This window comes from Rhodobacteraceae bacterium S2214 (assembly GCA_025141675.1).
Taxonomy (GTDB): Bacteria; Pseudomonadota; Alphaproteobacteria; order Rhodobacterales; family Rhodobacteraceae; genus Yoonia.
Window position 1 is genome coordinate 1571751 of sequence record CP081161.1, and the last position, 18946, is coordinate 1590696.

Genomic DNA, 18946 nt, shown 5'->3' on the forward strand with positions numbered 1-18946 from the left:
TTCCCATGCAAATGACACGCAACGTTGGCAAAGCCGACCGTATGATCCGTTTGATCGGTGGGGCCGCATTGGTCGCTGCCGCTGCTTTTGGCGTCATTGGGGTTTGGGGCTATATCGGCCTGATCTTCGTCGCTACGGCCTTTATGAATTTCTGCCCGCTTTATAAAATCGTCGGGTTCAAGACCTGTACCGACTGCTGATGATGTGACGCCACGGCTTTGGTGACTTTATCACTGTTGAAACCAGCCGTGGCCTGTACATATCTGCAAGGAACAAAGGAAAAGGTGCGTCAATGCTTATTGAGACGACGTTTACACCGCTTCAGTCGCTCGCGGGTGGACTGCTGATTGGTGCTGCTGCTGTGATGCTGATGGGCTTCATGGGGCGAATTATGGGGGCCACTGGGATCCTCGCAGGTGTGATCAGCCCGACGGGCTGGTCTGATTGGTCATGGAGAGCCGCTGTTTTGCTGGGCATGATCACGGGCCCGATTGCGGTTCTTGCGATGACGGGTCAGATGCCAGCAGTTGAAGTCCCTGTCGGGATGCCGATGTTGGTTGTTGGCGGCTTTATCGTCGGGATGGGCGTTACATTTGGTGGTGGCTGTACATCTGGTCACGGTGTCTGCGGCATGGCGCGGCTTTCGCCACGGTCTATTGTTGCCACGGGTACGTTTATGGTTACGACTGCGATCACCGTATTTGTGATCCGTCACGTGATCGGAGGATAAGAGATGCGTTTGATTGGAAGCTATATCATCGGTTTGATCTTCGGGATCGGCATTTCGATTTCTGGCATGGCGAACCCGGCTAAGGTCACGAATTTCTTCGACTTTGCAGGTATCTGGGATCCAAGCCTTGCCTTTGTGATGGGCGGTGCCCTGATCGTGACGTTCTTTGGGTATCGGTACGTTTTGAAAAACACGGCCCCGATGGTGGATACCAAATTTCACCTGCCGACGCGCCGTGATCTGGACGCTAAATTGCTTGGTGGATCGGCGCTGTTTGGCGTTGGTTGGGGGATTGCCGGTTTCTGTCCCGGTGGTGCTTTGCCCGCGATTGGCACAGGCCGAACCGAAGTGTTGGTCTTTGTTGGCGCCATGTTGGCAGGGATTTTTGCAGCAAAAGCGTTGCAAAATATGATGGCCGCAAAAGCAGCCACTGCTTGATATCAAAAGGGGGCGTTGATGTTTTCAACGCCCCCTTTGCTTTAGTTGAGAGACAGTTCCGCCACGAGCGGCGCCCAGCCCGCCCCGTGCATATCCCGATCCGTGATGTCGCCCTGAATGACGGGCCGCGGTAGGCTGAATTTCACGACATTCAGCGTGTCGATGTCGAACCGCTTTATTGTATCCACATCCACTTGAAATGCAGCGGCGACGCGGTCAGTCGATAGGCTTTGCACGATCTGCTGATAGGCCTGCGGCGTTCCGCAAAAGACGTCGACCGTCAGCCAGAACGGCCCCGCGTTTTTGCTGCGCACCTTGGTGACGATATCTGCGACGGTGTTCATGCGTGGACCTCCAAACGGAAGGCCTGCATCGGATCATTAAGCGTCATTGTGTGGTGCAAACAGAACGCGTAGGCCGCGCCGCGGTCGATTTCGGCGGGCGAGAAGGGGAAGGCGAACGTTGGCACTTCTTCGTCCTTTGTCAGCGGATGGTGCAGCAGGTAGGGGTTCAGCAACTTGGCAATCGTGTTCGCGGTTGCTTGGGTTTCTGCAGTGACGATGGCCATGACTCCGACCTCGGTCAGGGTGGTGTCGCGCGTTTCGAGTTTGCCGAGGGTACTGTCCTGACCGATGATCCGCAGTTCGCATGTGAAGGCTTCTCCGGCCATGCGGTCGCGGACTTTGGCGGCGTGTTTGGCGATGATATCATCGCACCACGCTTGCACATTTCGCACATAGTGGGCGTCGCGGATCGTGACGATGCTAATCGTCTGATAGCCCGCGATCCGCGCACCTTCGATCTTGACGGTGTAGTTGTCCGATGGATGCCAGACTGATCCGGTAACGCGCACGGATGTGTCGTCTAACGCCGTATAAGTCGCTGAAGTCACATCCAAATGCCCACCCGGTTCATACAGAATGAAGGGATCGGAGTTTTCGTAAAGCATGTGTGCCGATACTGTGTGGGGCGTCGCATGTGCACCGTCAGCGAGCGGCGTGATGGTGAAACCATCCGCGTCAAAATCGATCATGATGACGCCGGATTGCGGGTTGGTTGCACAAAGCGCACCACATTCCCCGATCTTGGCACCATGCCACGCCGCACCTGCATTGTCCCCGTTGGTCAGCGGAAGGGCGGCGATAATGGCAGTGTCGGTGGTGCGACCTGCGATGATGATGTCCGCACCAGTCGCGAGGGCCGCAGCGATTTGTTCGGCACCGGCGAGGGCCACGATGTTTTCGCAGGACGTGATCAGGGCTTCGGAAATGTCCGGCGCGCCTGATAGTGGGGCGAGCGTTGTCTTGGCGATCTCCAATGGGTTTTGGCTAGACCGGATCGTTGCAATTTTGGCGGTGCGGTTATCTTCGACCAGCACTTCACGCGTGATGTCGAGCAGCCAGTCGACCATACTGTCGGTCCCGCAGGTGCCTGCTGTGCCGATCACCAAGGGGCAACCGGCGGCATGGGCGGCACGCATCAGCCCCGCCCATTCCGTTTTTGTAGATTCGCGGGCGTATTTCGACACCCCGCGTCCAAGATATGATGGCCCTGAGTCGGTGGACCCGCCGTCAATAGCGATCAGGTCCGGTTTGAGGGCAACGCCGCGCGAAAGGGCCTCGGCATCATAGCCAAGACCCAATGCGCCTGATGGGATCAAAATTTTAGTCACTGATTGCCTGTGGTTTGCGAAGGATATTGCGCAGGAACATCGGCGCGATGAAGCCAGCAATGGCAAAGACCCAGAACCCAATCGCAATCGGGCTTGAGAAGAGATACGTCGGGTCACCGTCGGAGAGGGTCATGGCGCGGCGCAAAGCGTCTTCCATATTCCCGCCGAGCAAGATGCCAAGGATCACAGGCACTGTTGGCACGTCAAGCTTGCGCAAAACGTAGCCAAGCATCCCGAAGCCCACAAGCATCAGCAAGTCGAAGTAGCTGCCCGTCAGGGAATAGATGCCAGTGAAAGAAATCATCGTGACACCTGGCAGTAGAATCCACGCAGGCACCGTGAGGATTTTGACGAAGATTTTTACCATCGGCACATTCATGATCAAAAGCACGACGTTCGCGATTAACAAAGAAGCGATCAGCCCCCAGACAACGTCGGGGTTGTCCCGGAACAATGTTGGCCCCGGTGTGATGTTGAGCGTCATCAAAAGTGCCAACAGAACCGCTGTTGTTCCCGATCCTGGCACGCCCAGCGTCAGCATCGGTACGAGTGCGCCACCAGCCGCAGAGTTGTTTCCGGCTTCGGGTGCAGCGATCCCGCGGGGGACGCCTGTCCCGAAACCGCCTTTTTCACCGGCGATGGATTTCTCTGTCATATAGGCAAGGAAAGACCCAAGCGACGCACCAGCCCCGGGCAGAACACCGGCAATGAAGCCGACACCAGAGGCGCGCAGCATTGTTGGGAACGTCTGGCGGATGTATTTCCAAGGAATTGTCACCTTGTCGAGCACCACGCCGATGGACGACCCTTTGCCGTGGCTTTCGATAAAGAAGAAAAGTTCCGCGATCGCGAACAGGCCTACGATGGCCACAAGGAAATCCACACCATCATATAGGTGCAGGTTGCCGCCAGTTAAGCGTGGCAGACCAGAGGACGAATCCACACCAATCATTGCAATTCCTAGACCGATACAGGCCGCAATCGCAGATTTGGCTTGGTTGTTAGACGCCATGCCGCCCAAGGTGCAAAACGCCAGCAGATAAAGGGCGAAATATTCGGCCGGACCGAACAGGAAGGCCACGCGTGCAAGTACGGGCGCCAACAAGATTAGACCGATCGTGGCCAAGAAGGCTCCGACAAAGGACGCTACGCCGGACAGCACCAGCGCATCACCCGCTTGTCCGCGTTTGGCCATCGGGTAGCCGTCGAGCGTGGTCATCAACGCAGGCTCATCACCTGGAATGTTGAGCAAGATCGAAGAAATCCTGCCGCCGTACATGGCGCCGTAGTAGACGGCTGTCATCAAGACTAACGCGGACGTCGCATCAAGCCCGAGCGCAAAGGAAATTGGGATCAGGATCGCCACGCCGTTTGATGGGCCAAGCCCCGGCAGTGCCCCGATTATTGTTCCAAAAAAGCAACCGATGACGGCCAGCATGAGGGTGTAAGGCGATAGGGCGACCGAAAAGCCGAGCGCCAAATTAGAGAGGATATCCATCGGATTAGTGCCCCACGAATGGAATGAGAATGCTGATGGCGTCCCACAGCTTGGCTGGGGTTGGCACGCGGTAGGCCACGATGTTGCCCAGCATGAGAATATATTTGAAGATCACGAACAGACCGATGGCTAATCCAAGCCCGGTCAACGCGGCTTTGCCAGCGTGCGGCGCAATTTGATAGCTTAGGATTGCGGCAGTGATCGCGGTTGGCAGAACAAAGCCAAGCGGCGTGATCATCACGGCATAGACGGCCAACACGAGAACGGCGATGAACAGCCCACCCCATGTGCGGGATGCGGGCCAATCAGGGTCGGGGTCGGGTTTGAAGATTAAGACCAAAGACGACAGCGCAGCGACGCCCCCGATCATGAGGGGAAAGAGCTTGGGCAAGAATTCACCCGAAAACATATTCGTCTGGATCTGAGTGGCAGCCGCGATATACGCGGCTGCCGTGATCAGGGTAACCAGACCGAAAATACGGTCTGATGCCATTACTGAGTAACCCCCAGTTCAGCGCTCATGCTCGCGATGTCTGCGACGAGGCCGTCAACGTATGACTGGAAGTCGCCGCCAACTTTAGTGAATGGTGCCAGGCCGTTATCAGCCATTGCTTGCGCCCACTCTGGGCTGTCTGCAACCTGCTGAAGTTTGCCAGCCCACGCATCAAACTGCTCATCGCTGATGTCTTTTGGCACATACAGACCACGCCAGTTGACGGCCACAACAGGGTAACCCTGTTCGGTCGCCGTTGGGATGTCGTCAAAGCCCGGAACGCGTTCGTCTGTGAGTACCGCAATAACGCGGATGTCACCGTTTTCGAGGAAGGACACAACTTCGGACATGTCGCCTGTCATTGCTTGGGTGAAACCGCCGACTGTCTGCGTGATCGCGTCTGCACCACCGTCAACGCCGATGTATTTTACAGAACCGATGTCTGTGAAGCCAGCTTCTTTCAGGACCATCAATGGCTTGAGGTGATCAAAGCCACCAACCGCAGACCCACCTGCGAAGGCCACGGAACCCGGCTCTGCCAAGATCGCATCGACCAGATCGTTCAGGCTTTGATATTCGCTGTCAGCGGCAACTGCGATGATGCCCGGATCAGCACCGATGGCACCCACAAAACGAACCTGATCGGCTGTCATGCCTGCATAGGCGTTCTGGGCCAGACGAGTTGTTGTTGCTGAAGAAGCCGCGATGATCAGGTCTGCATCGTCAGCACGTTCGGTGACAACGTGGTTATACGCCAAACCACCACCAGCGCCTGGCATGTTGGTGACCTGAACAGGGCTGTCTACTGCATCGATATCATACAAGATTTTGCCGATCTGGCGGCATGTGAAATCCCAGCCACCGCCCGGGTTCGCAGGTGCGATGCATTCTGCGGCATAGGACGCAGTGCCCGAAAAGGCGAAGAGTGCGCTGGTGGCGATTGCGCCAAGAAGCGTCTTTTTCATGTGATTTTCCTCCCAGTATTCACATTGCGTGGGAGGTCGTTGTCGTTTCGTCACGCCAAGCTCCCCCCTTGCGTGCCCTTAGGTTTTGGTCCCAACCTGACAGCAACCTGACAGGTGCTCAGGAAATGTGCAGTTTATGAAAAAGAGGCGATCCGGTGCGATTTCTGTTGGTCGAGGATAACCATGATTTGGGGCAGTCTGTGCAGACGCGATTGTCGCTGGATGGGCACGCCGTTGACTGGGCTGTTTCGCTGTCGGATGCAGAAGATCACTTGGCGGCTGCGCGTTATGATTTGATCCTGCTTGATATCATGTTGCCTGACGGGGATGGGCGCGATTTTCTGGCATCCCAAAGGCGCGCAAAACGGGACACGCCTGTGATCGTTATGACCGCACGTTCGGCGGTCGCGGATCGCGTTGCATTGTTAGATACGGGTGCGGATGACTACGTCACAAAACCGTTTGATTTTGCAGAGTTAGAGGCCAGAGTTCGTGCGGTTGTCCGGCGTCGTGGTGGTGCTGCGCAAACGGCATTAAGCTATGCTGATTTGACGTTTGATCCGCTCGCGGCAACCGTCACGTTTGCGGGCGAAACACGTGAACTGCGGAACCGTGAATTGAGGTTGTTCGAGGTCTTGGTCGCAGCACCTGATCGCATCTATTCCAAGGCCCAATTATGCGACCGATTGCTGTCCGCGGCAGAGGCCGTGACCGACAATGCAATTGAGGTTTACGTTGGCCGTCTACGCAAGAAATTGGAAGGGTCTCGCGCCAAGATCGAGACGGTGCGTGGTGTTGGATATCGGCTGACGGAATCATGAAAAACCTGTTCAGTCCGGCAGGATCGATTCGCCAAAGGCTGGTTCTGATTCTGCTTGTTGTGGCCGCTGTGCTGGCGGGGCTGTTATATCTGTCCGTCCGTACGGTTGCAGATGCCGCCGTGGAAACAACTCAGGATGCGATTTTGGGTGCGGCGACGGTTGCGATTGCAGAGGAATTACGCGGTGGCGAAGACGGTATTACCGTCGAAATTCCTTACGCGGCCTTTTCGATGTTGGGGGCTACGGGGCAGGATCGCGTATTTTATCGCATATTGGTTGGCGAAGAGACGGTCACTGGTTACGCGGATTTGCCGTTGCCGAACACGTCGTTAAGCGGGCTTACCCCAACGTTTACTTCGCAGGTATATCAGGGGGTTACGGTGCGGACTGGTGCGGTTTCAAGGTCGGTTCTTGTCGATGGCACATCACAGGTGGTGACGGTCTTGGTGGCGCAAACGCGGACAGCCCAAGAAGCGATTTCGCGACAGATGGCTAATCGGGCAGCGGCCCTAGGTCTTGGGTTCTTCGCCTTTGCAGCGATCCTTTCCATTTTTACTGCGCGGTCTGTCCTGACCCCACTGAACCGATTGGCCGAAGCGATGGGGCGACGCGGCCCGCAAGATTTACGTCCTGTGGAACGCGCGGTGCCGACGGAATTAGCCCCGCTGATGCACGCGTTGAACGGGTTTATCGCACGGCTTCGGGGCGCATTGACGCGCACGGAAACCTTTATCACTGAAGCGGCCCATCACGTGCGGACGCCGCTTGCGACGGTTCGCGTCCAGGCCGAAATTGCGATGCGGCAGACCGATGACGATGCGCTGCGGGCGACATTGCGCAATGTAATCAGGGCGGTAGATGACAGTGCACGCTCTGCAGGGCAGTTATTGGATCACGCGACCGTTGTTTATCGCACGGATCAGCGTGCGGACGAACAGGTTGCGCTTGGTCCTTTGGTTTTGGATGTTGTTGATAGCTTTTCACCGACGGCGGATATGCGCGACATCGCGTTGGGGACCTGTGTACCTGACGATGTGATCGAGCTGCAGTTCGATCGGCTCTTGATCGAAAGCGCGCTGCGCAACCTGATTGATAATGCGGTGAAATACTCCTTTGCGGATAGTGAAGTCGACGTAGAACTGAGCGTGAAGGATCGCATGGCGATGCTGAAGGTGCTCGATCGTGGTCGTGGGATCGGTGCGGGGAATACGGCGCAATTGGCTGGCCGATTTCGGCGTGGCGAAAATGTTGGCGATGTCATCGGGTCCGGTCTTGGGCTGACTATCGTGCGCGACGTGGCCCGTGCTATCGGCGGAAGTTTTGAGATAACAGAGAGATCGGGAGGTGGCACATGCGCCATTTTGTTGCTGCCGCTGGCTTAAGCGTTCTGGCGTCGTTGTGCGATGCGTATGAAATCGAAGAAGAAACCGTTTTTGAAGGCGGAGCCGTTGAACTGTCGATCTTGTCGACGACAGACACCGAAGCATTCGCACCTTTGATCGCAGCATTCCAATCCACGAATCCGGACGTGACGTTGCGCTATACGGTTGCCAACAGTCAGCAAGTCTATGCTGCGGTTCAAGAAGAAGCGCCATTTGATCTGGTGATTTCGTCTGCGATGGATTTGCAGCTGAAGCTTGCGAACGATGGCTTTGCAACGGCGCATGGATCGGATGAAACGATTGGCCTGCCGGGGTGGGCGCGGTGGCGCGATCAGCTATTTGCATTTGCGCAAGAACCTGTCGTCATTATCGCCTCGACGACTGCATTTGGTGCGAACCCGCCTCGCACGCGCGCAGATTTGATTGACGTTTTGCGCGATGACCCTGCGACCTTCACAGGCCGGATTGGCACTTATGATCCAGCGCGATCCGGTGCGGGGTATTTGTTCGCCACCCAAGATGCGCGTCAGTCGGATTCGAGTTGGCGGCTGGCCGAGGTGATTGGTGGTCTTGATCCCAAGTTATACACCACCACTGGCGATATGATCGCAGGCGTTCAATCCGGCGAACTTGCGATTGCTTACAATGTCTTGGGGTCTTACGCGTCACAGCGACTGACGGAAGGCGACGCCATTATCATCGAAGCGCTGGATTTTACGCATGTTTTGTTGCGAACCGCTTTGATCCCGCGCACGGCCACGCGGTCGGATCTAGGTGCATCGTTCTTGGATTTTTTGTTGTCCGAGGAAGGTCAGCGGTTGATTGAAGATGAAACGGGTTTACCGCGTATCAATGAAGCGGCTTTGGCGGCGGGGCCGCATTTGCGTCCGATACGGTTGGACCCCGGCTTATTAGTGTTTGTCGATCCGTTAATGCGTCAGCAGTTTTTGAACGAATGGACCGCTGCTGTTGTGCAAGACTGACGGTGCGGGAGCCTCCGGCGGGGATTTGGAGGGCGTCAAAGAAACTAGGGGACCGTGACATCAATCGTTTGGATCAGCCTGTTGCTCGCGCGGTCATAGACGAGGATTTGATTGTCTGTGGTCACCACGCCAAACCAGTCCTGACCTTGGGTGAACGAATAGGCGCTGGTGCCTTCGGGCAGGGTGATCCGGTCCGGCAAAGGCAAGGGGTCGCGATTCAAGCGGATGACAAGCATTGTGATCATCAGTATGAAGCCCGCAATCATCACAACCGTCAGCACCGTGACCAGCCGTTTCAGGTAGGTCAGATGTGGCGGAAGCGCCTCGGGAACATCATTCATGTCTGCGACCATTGTAAACTTCTCCATCGCGGACAATCCGCCGCCGCGTCTTGATAAGGCGTTGGCCCGTGATGTGCCAGAGGAAGCATCGCTGTCGCGGTCGCGTCTTGCAAAGCTGATCGCGGATGGATCGGTGAAGGTGGATGGCGTCGTGGTCACAGACCCGCGGTTTCGGGTGGCTGAGGATGCCGAGATCGCGATTGCAGTTGAGGTCGCGGAAGAAAGCCATATCGGGGCCGAGGATATCCCTTTGGATGTCGTGTATGAGGACGATGATCTAATCGTTGTGAACAAACCCAGCGGCATGGTCGTTCATCCGGCCCCGGGCACGCCCGGTGGGACGCTTGTGAATGCGCTGATCCACCATTGTGGCGAAACGCTGAGCGGTGTGGGCGGCATGAAACGCCCCGGGATCGTGCACCGGATTGATAAAGAAACCACCGGTTTGCTGGTTGCTGCGAAATCTGATCGCGCGCACCATAGTTTGGCCAAGCAATTCGCGGACCATTCGGTCGAACGACGGTATCTGGCGCTGTGCTATGGTGAGCCGTCGTCGAATGATCCACGCCTGCGTGGGATCAAGGGCGCGTCGTTCGAGGCGTCAAACATCCTGCGGGTTCAGACGTTTTTGGGTCGTCATAAGACAGACCGTCAACGTCAGGCCGTGTCGTTTGAAACGGGCCGTCATGCGGTGACGCGAGCACGGATTGTGCAATCGTTGGGTACGCCGCCGGTTGCCGCGTTGCTGGAATGCTGGTTGGAGACGGGGCGCACCCACCAAATTCGTGTTCACATGGCCCATTGCGGGCATTCGCTGATCGGCGATCCGGTTTACGGTGGACGGCGCAAATTGTCGCCTAAAGCTGTGGGCCAAGCAGGTGTTGACGCTGTGGCTGGTTTCCGCAGGCAAGCGTTGCACGCGGCGACATTGGGTTTCGTCCATCCCGTCACCGGTGACGAGATCGAATTTGAAGCGCCGATGCCTGACGATATGGCCGTACTTCTGCGCGCGCTTGGCGGTCAGGGCTGAAACATACAGTCCCATGTGCGTGATCGCACAGTAATACCACTTCCCCAATCGGCGCGGCGTGTTCATATATTGAATACGAATTTGGGGTAGGGCCACTTGAATAGGTCCAATACTGGCCCCATATCCATGTTAAGCCCATAAACATAGGGCCGCCCATTTTAGGGTAGGGAGTATAAAACATGAGTAGCTACGCAAATTTACCAGCACCGTCCCCGGAACAGGGGCTGAACCGTTATATGCAAGAAATCCGCAAGTTCCCGATGTTGGAGCCGGAGCAGGAATATATGCTCGCGAAACGTTGGGTTGACCACGAAGATACGGATGCGGCGCACCAGATGGTGACGTCTCACCTGCGTTTGGCTGCGAAGATTGCGATGGGTTATCGCGGCTACGGCCTGCCGCAGGCCGAAGTGATATCCGAAGCGAACGTTGGTCTTATGCAGGCTGTGAAGCGGTTTGATCCTGAAAAAGGGTTCCGCTTGGCGACCTATGCGATGTGGTGGATCCGTGCGTCTATTCAGGAATATATCCTGCGGTCTTGGTCACTTGTGAAGCTCGGGACGACATCAGCGCAGAAGAAATTGTTCTTTAACCTGCGTAAGGCGAAGAACCGGATTGGTGCGTTGGAAGAGGGTGATCTGCGTCCTGAAAACGTGGCACGCATCGCGAACGATCTTGGTGTGACTGAGACTGAAGTTGTTTCCATGAACCGTCGGATGTCGGGTGGTGATGCGTCGTTGAACGCCACTGTCGGGTCCGAAGGCGAAGGGACAATGCAGTGGCAGGATTGGCTTGAAGATGAAAGCGCGAACACTGCGTCGGATTACGAAGAGCATGACGAACTGGACGCACGTCGTGAAATCATGGCCGAGGCAATGGGTGTGTTGAATGACCGTGAAAAGGACATCCTGATGCAGCGCCGCTTGGCCGAGGAAACGATCACGCTCGAAGATCTGAGCGGGAAATACGATGTGTCGCGCGAACGGATTCGCCAGATTGAAGTCCGCGCATTTGAAAAGCTGCAGTCTGAAATGCACAAGCTGGCCCGCGAACGTGGGATGCTGGAAACAGCTTAACTGCAGCTTAGAATTTGAAATACAGGCCGTCGCGGGAAACTGCGGCGGCTTTTGTTTGTTTCAGGGACCCGCTACGTTGCCCGAAATGGGAGAAACCACATGACAATTCAATGGGGCGTCTTGGGCGCATCAAGCTTTGCTCGCGATAACATGGCGCCTGCAATCCACGCGGCAAAGGGTGCGAATTTTGCGGCGCTGGCAACATCGTCCGTCGACAAAGCCAAAGGGTTTCAGGCCTATGCGCCGGATATCGCCGTTTACACAGACTACGATGCCATGCTTGCCGATCCAAAGATTGCGGCCATCTACATTCCGTTACCGAACCATTTGCACGTCCCTTGGACGATCAAGGCACTGGAGGCGGGCAAGCATGTGTTGTGCGAAAAGCCGATTGCGTTGAAAGAGTCCGATTTCGACGACCTGATTGCGGCGCGGGACAAGTCCGGATTGATTGCCGCCGAGGCATTCATGATCCCGCATCATGCACAGTTCGCCCGTGCGCGGGAATTGGTCCAATCCGGCGCGATTGGCGAACTGGTCCATATTGACGGCACGTTCAGCTATAATAACGCGGGCGATCTGGACAATATTCGCCACGATCCGGCCAAGGGCGGCGGTGCGCTGCCTGATATCGGCGTCTATCCTATCGGTGCCGCACGGCTTGTATCGGGGCAGGAACCGCAGAGCATCACGCTTGCGAACCTGCGCTATGAGAATGGCGTTGATGTGTTCGCCCAAATTGCTGCGAATTTCGAAAGCTGTACTTTCTCTGCCGTCGTATCAATGCGGATGATGAATTATCAGCAGATGACGTTCCACGGAACCACCGGCGTGTTGCGCCTGACCTGTCCGTTTAACGCGAACAAGGCGGATGTGGCTGAGCTGATTTTGGATCGGAAGGACGCGCCGCGTCATGTTGAACGTTGGCCTGCGGAAAACCATTACGTGCGGCAGGTCGAGAATTTCAGCGCTGCCGCAAGGGGGAACGCGGAATACCCCGTGCCGCTGGAATGGAGCCGCGGCACGCAACAGATGTTGGATATGATTTACGCCGCAGCGAAGTAAGTTGCTTTGGCGGAATGAAAAAGGGCGGTATGTGAACCATGCCGCCCCTTTTATTTAGTCTTCCATCGCTTCGAGTTCGTCGATGAAGCCTTCGATCATCGACAGACCTTTGTCCCAGAATTTCGGGTCAGAGGCATCAAGCCCGAACGGGGCGAGCAGTTCTTTGTGATGTTTTGAACCGCCCGCTTTGAGCATGTCGAAGTATTTGTCTTTGAAGTCGGGGTCGCCTTCTTCGTAGACCGCATAAAGCGCGTTTACCAAACCGTCCCCGAATGCATAGGCGTAGACGTAAAACGGCGAATGCACGAAGTGCGGGATGTAGGCCCAGAAAGTTTCGTATCCCGGTGTGAAATCAAAGACTTCGCCAAGGGATTCGGCCTGTACGGACATCCAAAGCGCGTTGATGTCGTCTGGCGTTAGTTCGCCCTGCGCGCGTGCTGCGTGCAGTTTGCATTCAAAATCATAGAACGCGATTTGGCGCACGACCGTGTTGATCATGTCCTCGACTTTACCAGCGAGCAGAACCTTGCGTTCTTCTTTCGTCTTCGCGCCTTCCAGCAGTTTGCGGAAGGTCAGCATTTCGCCGAACACCGACGCCGTTTCGGCGAGCGTCAGTGGCGTGGACGACAGCAGTTCACCTTGTTCGGCCGCCAATACCTGATGCACACCGTGGCCCAATTCGTGGGCGAGCGTCATCACGTCGCGTGGTTTGCCCAAGTAGTTTAGCATGACGTATGGGTGCACCGTTGTGACTGTTGGATGCGCAAATGCACCCGGTGCTTTGCCCGGTTTCACGGGCGCGTCGATCCAGCCGTCGGTGAAGAACGGTTTCGCGAGATCGGCCATTTCTGGCGCAAAGTCAGCGTAAGCGTCCATCACGGTTTGCTGCGCTTCATCCCAGCCGATCAGGCGTTCGCTTTCCATGGGGAGGGGCGCGTTGCGGTCCCACGTTTCCATCCGGTCCAGCCCTAACCATTTGGCTTTCAACGCATAATATCGGTGCGACAGACGCGGGTAGGCTGAGACGACGGCGTCACGTAGTGCTTCGACAACTTCCGCTTCGACGTGGTTAGACAAGTGCCGACCGGCTTGTGGAGACGGCATTTTGCGCCAGCGGTCTTCGATCTCTTTTTCCTTGGCGAGCGTGTTGTGTACGCGAGCGAAGATCTTGATGTTTTCTTGGAAGACGTCGGCAAGCGCGTGCGTTGCGGCTTCGCGTTTGCTGCGGTCCTGTTCGGTCAGCAGGTTGAGCGTTGCTTCGAGGTTCAGCGTTTCGCCGTTCACTTCGAATTCCAGACCAGCCATTGTTTCATCGAAAAGGCGGTTCCATGCGGCAGAGCCGACAGTGGATTGGTCGTGCAGGAATTTTTCCAGCTCGTCAGACAGTTGATGCGGTTTCATCGCCCGCATACGGTCAAACACCGGTTTGTAACGGGCAAGATCCGCATTGGCGTCCAACAGGCCCGCAAGATGGTCATCTTCAAGCCGGTTAAATTCCAGACCGTAAAACACCAGCGGCGTTGTGAAAGCAGTAATTTTGTCCTGCATATCCGCCATAAACTTCGCGCGGTCGCTGTCAGTTGTGATCTGGTAGTACCGCAAGCCCGCGTAGGACATGATGCGACCCGCAATGACGTCGATTTCTTCGTAGCGTTGTACCGCCTTCAGCAGGCCAGCCGCGTCGAGCGTATCAAGCTTGCCTTCGTAGTCGCTGGCGAAATCGGCACAGGCTGTGTCCAGCCAATCCATGTCCTTTGTAATTTCCGGACCATCGGGGCTGGGGTACAAATCGGTCAGATCCCATTCTGGCAAATCGCCAAATTGATTGTGCCCACCAGCGGGATTTGCATCATGGACTTGGGGATGACTACGCATCTTGGAACCTCTTCTGAACTTTCCAGTCGTACATAGGCAATTGCGGCCTGTGTTAAAAGGCTCGCTCGGTTTTGTGCGAACAAATGCGCCGGTTCATCCGTATAGCGCGAGCATCTGTTTCAAATCATCAAGCGTGTTCGCCTCGGATACCGGTTTATCGTGCCGCCAGCGCAGCATCCTCGGGAAACGCAAAGCGACGCCGGATTTGTGACGCGGGGACGCTTGGATACCTTCGAACGCGATCTCGAACACGTGTTCGGGCGGCACTTGGCGGACGGGCCCGAATTTTTGCAGCGTATTTTTGCGCACCCATGCGGTGATTTCGCGAAACTCTTTGTCGGTCAGGCCGGAGTACGCTTTGGTGAAGGGGGTCAGTTCGTTGCCGTTCCAGACCGCAAAGGTGTAATCGGTGAACAGGTTGGCGCGCCTGCCGTGGCCTGCCTGCGCGTAAATCATGACGGCGTCGATTGTTAGCGGATCGACCTTCCATTTCCACCAGTCACCGCGTTTGCGTCCTGCCAAATACGGGCTGTGCTTGTTCTTCAGCATCAGCCCTTCGGCGTTCAGGTCGCGGGATTTATCGCGCTCCGCTGCCAAATCGTCCCACGTTTGAAAGGCAACGCTTTGCGATAATTTGATCGGTGCCGTGTCAGGGGCCGCGTCGATGATGGCGGACAGCGCAGCGCGTCGGTCAGACAAGGGTTGATCGCGAATGTCGGTTCCGTCTTGTTCCAGCAGGTCGTAGGCCATCAAGATCACGGGGGCCTCGGTCAGCAGCTTTTTCGGAACGGTTTTGCGGCCGATCCGCTTTTGCAGCGCGTTGAACGAGAGGGGGGCATCGTTGGCGAAAGCCAATACTTCGCCGTCAATGACGGTCCCGTCCGGCAGATAATCTTTCAGTTGGGCGAATTCGGGGAAGCGATCTGTCATCAGGTCTTCGCCGCGTGACCAGAGGTGGTGTTCGCCGCCGCGCAATATGAACTGGCCGCGAATACCGTCCCATTTGCGTTCCGCGTTCCAATCCGTTGGTTCGCCAAGGTCGTCGAGCGTGTCCAATCCATAGGCGAGGTAGAACGGGTAGGGGCGCGATAGGTCTGCGGTGGGATCATTCGCTTCGATTAGGGCGTGAAATGTTGTGGTTTCGGGCGTCCAGTTGCCCATCAATTTGTGGGTCAGAGCGGCTTCGTCTTGGTCGGTCGCTTTGGCCAAGGCGCGGGTCATCAGTTTGGTGCTGACACCGACACGAAACCCGCCAGTCAGAAGTTTTGTAAACAAGAACCTTTGCATGTCGGGCAGGGTGTTCCACGCGTCGATGATGCCTGTTTTACGAGCGTCGTCGTCCAGTGTGCCAAGTTGTTTTATCGTTTCAATCCAGTGGGTCAGGGACTGATCCGCCGTCTGTTCCGGTGGTGGCAGAACAAGTGAAATCGTTTCGGCCAGATCGCCGACGATGTTGTAGCTTTCTTCGAACAGCCAATCGGGCAGGCCTGCGACCTCTGCCGCCCATGTGCGGAGTTTTCCGGCTGTGATGGTCCGTTTCGGGCGACGGCCCGAAAACAGTGCGATCGTCCAAAGTTTGTCGTCGTCAGGGGCGGTCGTGAAATAGTCTGCGAGTGCTGTGACTTTGGCGGTTGTTTTGGTGGATTCGTCGATGCGGGCGAATAACTGGGCGAAGTCCTTCATGCGTCGTCCGCCTCTGTTGTGTCTTCGCCGTTGTATTCTGTGGACACGACGTGGGCATCATATCCTTCTTCGCGCAACCATTTGTGGAAGGCGTCCGTGTAGCCGTGGGTGGCAAAGATTTTTTCGGCACCCGTCGCTTTGATTGCCGCGTTCAGCCCATCCCAGTCGGCATGGTCAGACACGATAAACCCACGATCGGCCCCGCGCCTGCGCCGCACACCGCGTAGCGCCATCCAGCCGCTGGCGAATGCGGTCGAGGTCGGGCCAAACTTCTTCATCCATGACCCTGCCATCGCGGATGGCGTCGCGAGCACCAAGGCGCCAGCGTAATCTTTGACGTTTGTTTCGGCAGTGACCCGGATCGTGTCGGGCAAAGCGATGCCCTGACCACGCAAAATGTCGTTGGTGTTTTCAATCGCCCCGTGGGTCAGGATCGGGCCAATGTCGGCGTTCACTGTGGTCAGCAATCGTTGAGCTTTTCCAAGAGCATAGGCACCAAGAACGGATGTTTTACCTGCGGCTTTGTTTGCGGCCCACCAATCGTTGATCTGGGTCGTCAGGATGTCTTCGGGTGTCCATTTGAAGATTGGCAATCCGAACGTGCATTCGGTGATAAACGCGTGGCAGCGGACGGGTTCAAATGGCTCTGACAGGCCGTCGGCCACTGTTTTGTAGTCCCCTGACGCGACCCATGTTTCGCCTTTCACTGTGACCGTGATCTGCGCAGACCCTGGTACGTGTCCGGCGGGATGAAAGGAAACGGTAGCACCCCCGATTTGGCGCGTCTCTGCGTAATTGATCGTGTCGAGCGACACGTCGCCTAAACGGTGGCGCATGACGGGGGCAGCGGCGGCGGTTGCAAGGTAATGGTTCATGCCCCAACGCGCATGATCGGAATGTCCGTGCGTGATCAGGGCCCGATCAACGGGCTGCCACGGATCGATATAAAAATCGCCAGCAGGACAGTAGATGCCGCGGTCTGTGAAGGTAAGAACGTCTGCCATACCCAAAGGATAGAGCTATTCGTGCGTTTGCCTAGGGATGCGCGTTAAAGTGGGCGATCATCGTGTCGTAGACAAACCGGCGCGATGCTGGGATTTCCAACATGACCTCGTGTTCGCCTTTGTCGATCATGTGCAAGGTGCCGTTTGGCCATTTTGCCATGCGATCTTTGATGCGCTGAGGGTCTACAATATCTTCGTTCGTGCCCAAGAAGGTGACAGTTGGTGTGGAGGGAGACGGGCGGTTCGATAACCGCAGCATTTCACGCAGCGATTCCCCTAACCATCTGATCGACGGGCCACCCAAGGCCAGATCGGGGTATTTGGTAAGTTGTTCGACAAGACGATCCCACATGTCGCGGTCTTTGGTCAGCGTGTTGATGTCGAAATCTTCGCGCAGCACATACGACACAGGTGGCTGGCCCGGTGCGAAAACATTGTCTTTTCCAAATGCGCCAGCAACTGCCGACACGGCCCATGCGCCTGGACGCACGACGGGCGAAAGGCCGATGCCCCACATTGGCGCGGAAAAGGCGGCAGCCTTTACCGGCAGACCTTCCATCAAGGCCCGCAAACCGATGCAACCGCCCATGGAATGACCGATCATGTAATAGGGTTCAGGAAGGCCAAGTTCTTTGACGTGTGCCATCACAGCGGACACATCTTTTTGATAGTCGGCAAATTTCCCCACGTGCCCCATGCGTCGATCGCCAACCATCCGGTCGGCCAATCCCTGACCGCGCCAGTCGATGGAGACTGTCGCATAGTTGGCATCAAGAAATTCGCGGGCCGCATCGCCGTATTTTTCAACGTATTCCGTGCGGCCCGGAAAAATAAGCACCGTTCCTTTGACGTCCGCGCCGGTCCAATGACCCACACGAATTTTCAGCCCGTCGACAGTGGTGACCCAATGGGCCGCCCCGCCGTCAGGACCATAAGCGACATCGTCATGAAACGGTGCAATATCCATAGTTTACAGGACGCCTGCCAATTTCATGGCAAGACCCATGTCGCCGTCGACTGACAGTTTGCCTGTCATGAAAGCGGCTGTCGGGTTTTGTTCGCCATCAAGGATTTCCTTGAATGTTTCGGCGGTCGCGGACAGCGTCACATCTGCATCGTCGTCGGCTGCACGCGCGCCGTCGCCATCAATGATAATGGACCCTTCGTCTTCGATGACGAACTTGGCTGTGCCGCCGTCAAATCCACCGTCCATTTTTGCGTTCAACTGGGCTACGGCCTCGTTCACTACGTCGCTCATCGGTTTATCCTTTTTGAATCTTATATGCCCTCTGGCGAAAGCCGCCTGACACGTTACATTACAACTATGGCTACGCTGACACATCTCATCAAACGTACCGTTACGGCATTTGCAGTGACGTTAACGTTAACGACCCAAAGTTTCGCGCAAGAGACCGCTTTGGACGGGCTTTTTCAAGAGCTAAGCGAGGCGGATGAGGGCAATCATGCGCGGATCGCCGACCGCGTGATCGCGCGATTCGAAAAAAGCGGGTCGGCTGCGATGGATTTGTTGCTGCGCCGTGGTGGCGATGCCTTGGAAGAGGGGGATGATCAGGCCGCGATTGAGCATCTTACAGCCTTGGTCGATCATGCGCCTGATTTCGCCGAAGGGTATCATCACCGTGCGACCGCTTATTTTCGTGTGGGGCTGATGGGGCCTGCATTGGATGATTTGCGTCAAACGCTCGTTCTAAACCCACGTCATTTTCGTGCGATGTTTGGTGTGGGTATCCTGATGGAAGAGCTGGGCCGCCGCGATGAAGCGATTGCGGCGTATGAAGCGGTTCTCGAGATTTATCCGTTGGAACCTGACGCGACCGACGCGCTAGCACGCCTTGCCTTAGAAATTGAGGGCCAAGCGATCTAATCGCT

Annotated in this window: 21 protein-coding genes; 10 read left to right on the top strand and 11 right to left on the bottom strand. The window is 56.2% G+C overall.

What is annotated here, in order from left to right; translation table 11 throughout:
* Positions 1–11: 11 nt before the first annotated feature.
* From K3729_07855 to K3729_07865, 3 genes are all read left to right on the top strand, one after another.
* Positions 12–200, top strand: coding sequence for a DUF2892 domain-containing protein (locus K3729_07855; GenBank protein UWR00986.1), 189 nt, complete (start codon positions 12–14; stop codon positions 198–200).
* Between the two features lie 92 nt (positions 201–292).
* Complete coding sequence (locus K3729_07860; protein UWR00669.1) at positions 293–730, top strand: YeeE/YedE family protein; 438 nt, start codon at positions 293–295, stop codon at positions 728–730.
* Between the two features lie 3 nt (positions 731–733).
* Positions 734–1168 (top strand): YeeE/YedE family protein, encoded by a 435-nt coding sequence (locus K3729_07865; protein UWR00670.1) that lies wholly within the window; start codon positions 734–736, stop codon positions 1166–1168.
* Between the two features lie 41 nt (positions 1169–1209).
* Here the strand turns inward: K3729_07865 and K3729_07870 are convergent, their stop codons facing one another.
* Genes K3729_07870 through K3729_07890 form a run of 5 tightly spaced genes read right to left on the bottom strand, consistent with a single transcriptional unit; the run spans position 1210 to position 5796 of the window.
* Positions 1210–1512, bottom strand: a complete 303-nt coding sequence (locus tag K3729_07870; GenBank protein UWR00671.1) for a DUF4387 domain-containing protein — start codon at positions 1510–1512, stop codon at positions 1210–1212.
* Complete coding sequence (locus K3729_07875; GenBank protein UWR00672.1) at positions 1509–2840, bottom strand: DUF1446 domain-containing protein; 1332 nt, start codon at positions 2838–2840, stop codon at positions 1509–1511. Before K3729_07875 ends, K3729_07870 begins: the two co-directional genes overlap by 4 nt.
* Positions 2833–4338: a tripartite tricarboxylate transporter permease gene (locus K3729_07880; protein UWR00673.1), complete on the bottom strand. Its 1506-nt coding sequence runs from the start codon at positions 4336–4338 to the stop codon at positions 2833–2835. The genes K3729_07875 and K3729_07880 overlap by 8 nt, the downstream gene beginning before the upstream one ends.
* 4 nt (positions 4339–4342) lie before the next feature.
* The gene (locus K3729_07885) at positions 4343–4831 is read right to left on the bottom strand and encodes a tripartite tricarboxylate transporter TctB family protein (protein ID UWR00674.1); all 489 of its coding nucleotides are present in this window, start codon (positions 4829–4831) and stop codon (positions 4343–4345) included.
* Positions 4831–5796, bottom strand: coding sequence for a tripartite tricarboxylate transporter substrate binding protein (locus K3729_07890; GenBank protein UWR00675.1), 966 nt, complete (start codon positions 5794–5796; stop codon positions 4831–4833). Before K3729_07890 ends, K3729_07885 begins: the two co-directional genes overlap by 1 nt.
* A gap of 155 nt (positions 5797–5951) precedes the next feature.
* On the opposite strand from K3729_07890, the gene K3729_07895 reads away from it, so the two are divergent.
* Genes K3729_07895 through K3729_07905 form a run of 3 tightly spaced genes read left to right on the top strand, consistent with a single transcriptional unit; the run spans position 5952 to position 8982 of the window.
* Complete coding sequence (locus K3729_07895; protein ID UWR00676.1) at positions 5952–6617, top strand: response regulator transcription factor; 666 nt, start codon at positions 5952–5954, stop codon at positions 6615–6617.
* Positions 6614–7999: a sensor histidine kinase N-terminal domain-containing protein gene (locus K3729_07900; protein ID UWR00677.1), complete on the top strand. Its 1386-nt coding sequence runs from the start codon at positions 6614–6616 to the stop codon at positions 7997–7999. The genes K3729_07895 and K3729_07900 overlap by 4 nt, the downstream gene beginning before the upstream one ends.
* Positions 7969–8982 carry an extracellular solute-binding protein gene (locus tag K3729_07905; protein UWR00678.1) on the top strand — a complete coding sequence of 338 codons (1014 nt, stop codon included), beginning with the start codon at positions 7969–7971 and terminating at the stop codon, positions 8980–8982. Before K3729_07900 ends, K3729_07905 begins: the two co-directional genes overlap by 31 nt.
* 44 nt (positions 8983–9026) lie before the next feature.
* On the opposite strand, the gene K3729_07910 is transcribed toward K3729_07905, so the two are convergent.
* Complete coding sequence (locus K3729_07910; protein ID UWR00679.1) at positions 9027–9323, bottom strand: hypothetical protein; 297 nt, start codon at positions 9321–9323, stop codon at positions 9027–9029.
* Between K3729_07910 and K3729_07915 the strand changes: the two genes are divergently transcribed.
* The 3 genes from K3729_07915 (at position 9322) to K3729_07925 (ending at position 12494) form a co-directional block, all read left to right on the top strand.
* Positions 9322–10353, top strand: coding sequence for an RluA family pseudouridine synthase (locus K3729_07915; GenBank protein ID UWR00680.1), 1032 nt, complete (start codon positions 9322–9324; stop codon positions 10351–10353). The two genes, K3729_07910 and K3729_07915, sit on opposite strands and share 2 nt — an antisense overlap.
* 179 nt (positions 10354–10532) lie before the next feature.
* Positions 10533–11429, top strand: a complete 897-nt coding sequence (rpoH, locus tag K3729_07920; GenBank protein ID UWR00681.1) for an RNA polymerase sigma factor RpoH — start codon at positions 10533–10535, stop codon at positions 11427–11429.
* 99 nt (positions 11430–11528) lie between these two features.
* A complete protein-coding gene (locus K3729_07925) occupies positions 11529–12494 on the top strand; it encodes a Gfo/Idh/MocA family oxidoreductase (protein ID UWR00682.1) in 966 nt (321 codons plus the stop codon).
* 54 nt (positions 12495–12548) lie between these two features.
* Here the strand turns inward: K3729_07925 and K3729_07930 are convergent, their stop codons facing one another.
* The 5 genes from K3729_07930 to K3729_07950 form a co-directional block, all read right to left on the bottom strand.
* The gene (locus K3729_07930; protein ID UWR00683.1) at positions 12549–14369 is read right to left on the bottom strand and encodes a M3 family oligoendopeptidase; all 1821 of its coding nucleotides are present in this window, start codon (positions 14367–14369) and stop codon (positions 12549–12551) included.
* A 93-nt stretch (positions 14370–14462) separates the two neighbouring features.
* Positions 14463–16052, bottom strand: a complete 1590-nt coding sequence (locus K3729_07935) for an ATP-dependent DNA ligase (GenBank protein UWR00684.1) — start codon at positions 16050–16052, stop codon at positions 14463–14465.
* Complete coding sequence (locus K3729_07940; protein ID UWR00685.1) at positions 16049–17056, bottom strand: ligase-associated DNA damage response exonuclease; 1008 nt, start codon at positions 17054–17056, stop codon at positions 16049–16051. The genes K3729_07935 and K3729_07940 overlap by 4 nt, the downstream gene beginning before the upstream one ends.
* Before the next feature lie 31 nt (positions 17057–17087).
* Positions 17088–18023, bottom strand: coding sequence for an alpha/beta hydrolase (locus tag K3729_07945; protein UWR00686.1), 936 nt, complete (start codon positions 18021–18023; stop codon positions 17088–17090).
* A gap of 3 nt (positions 18024–18026) precedes the next feature.
* On the bottom strand, positions 18027–18314 hold the full coding sequence (locus K3729_07950; GenBank protein ID UWR00687.1) for an SCP2 sterol-binding domain-containing protein: 288 nt from the start codon (positions 18312–18314) through the stop codon (positions 18027–18029).
* 159 nt (positions 18315–18473) lie between these two features.
* Between K3729_07950 and K3729_07955 the strand changes: the two genes are divergently transcribed.
* On the top strand, positions 18474–18941 hold the full coding sequence (locus K3729_07955) for a tetratricopeptide repeat protein (GenBank protein UWR00987.1): 468 nt from the start codon (positions 18474–18476) through the stop codon (positions 18939–18941).
* Positions 18942–18946: the final 5 nt, after the last annotated feature.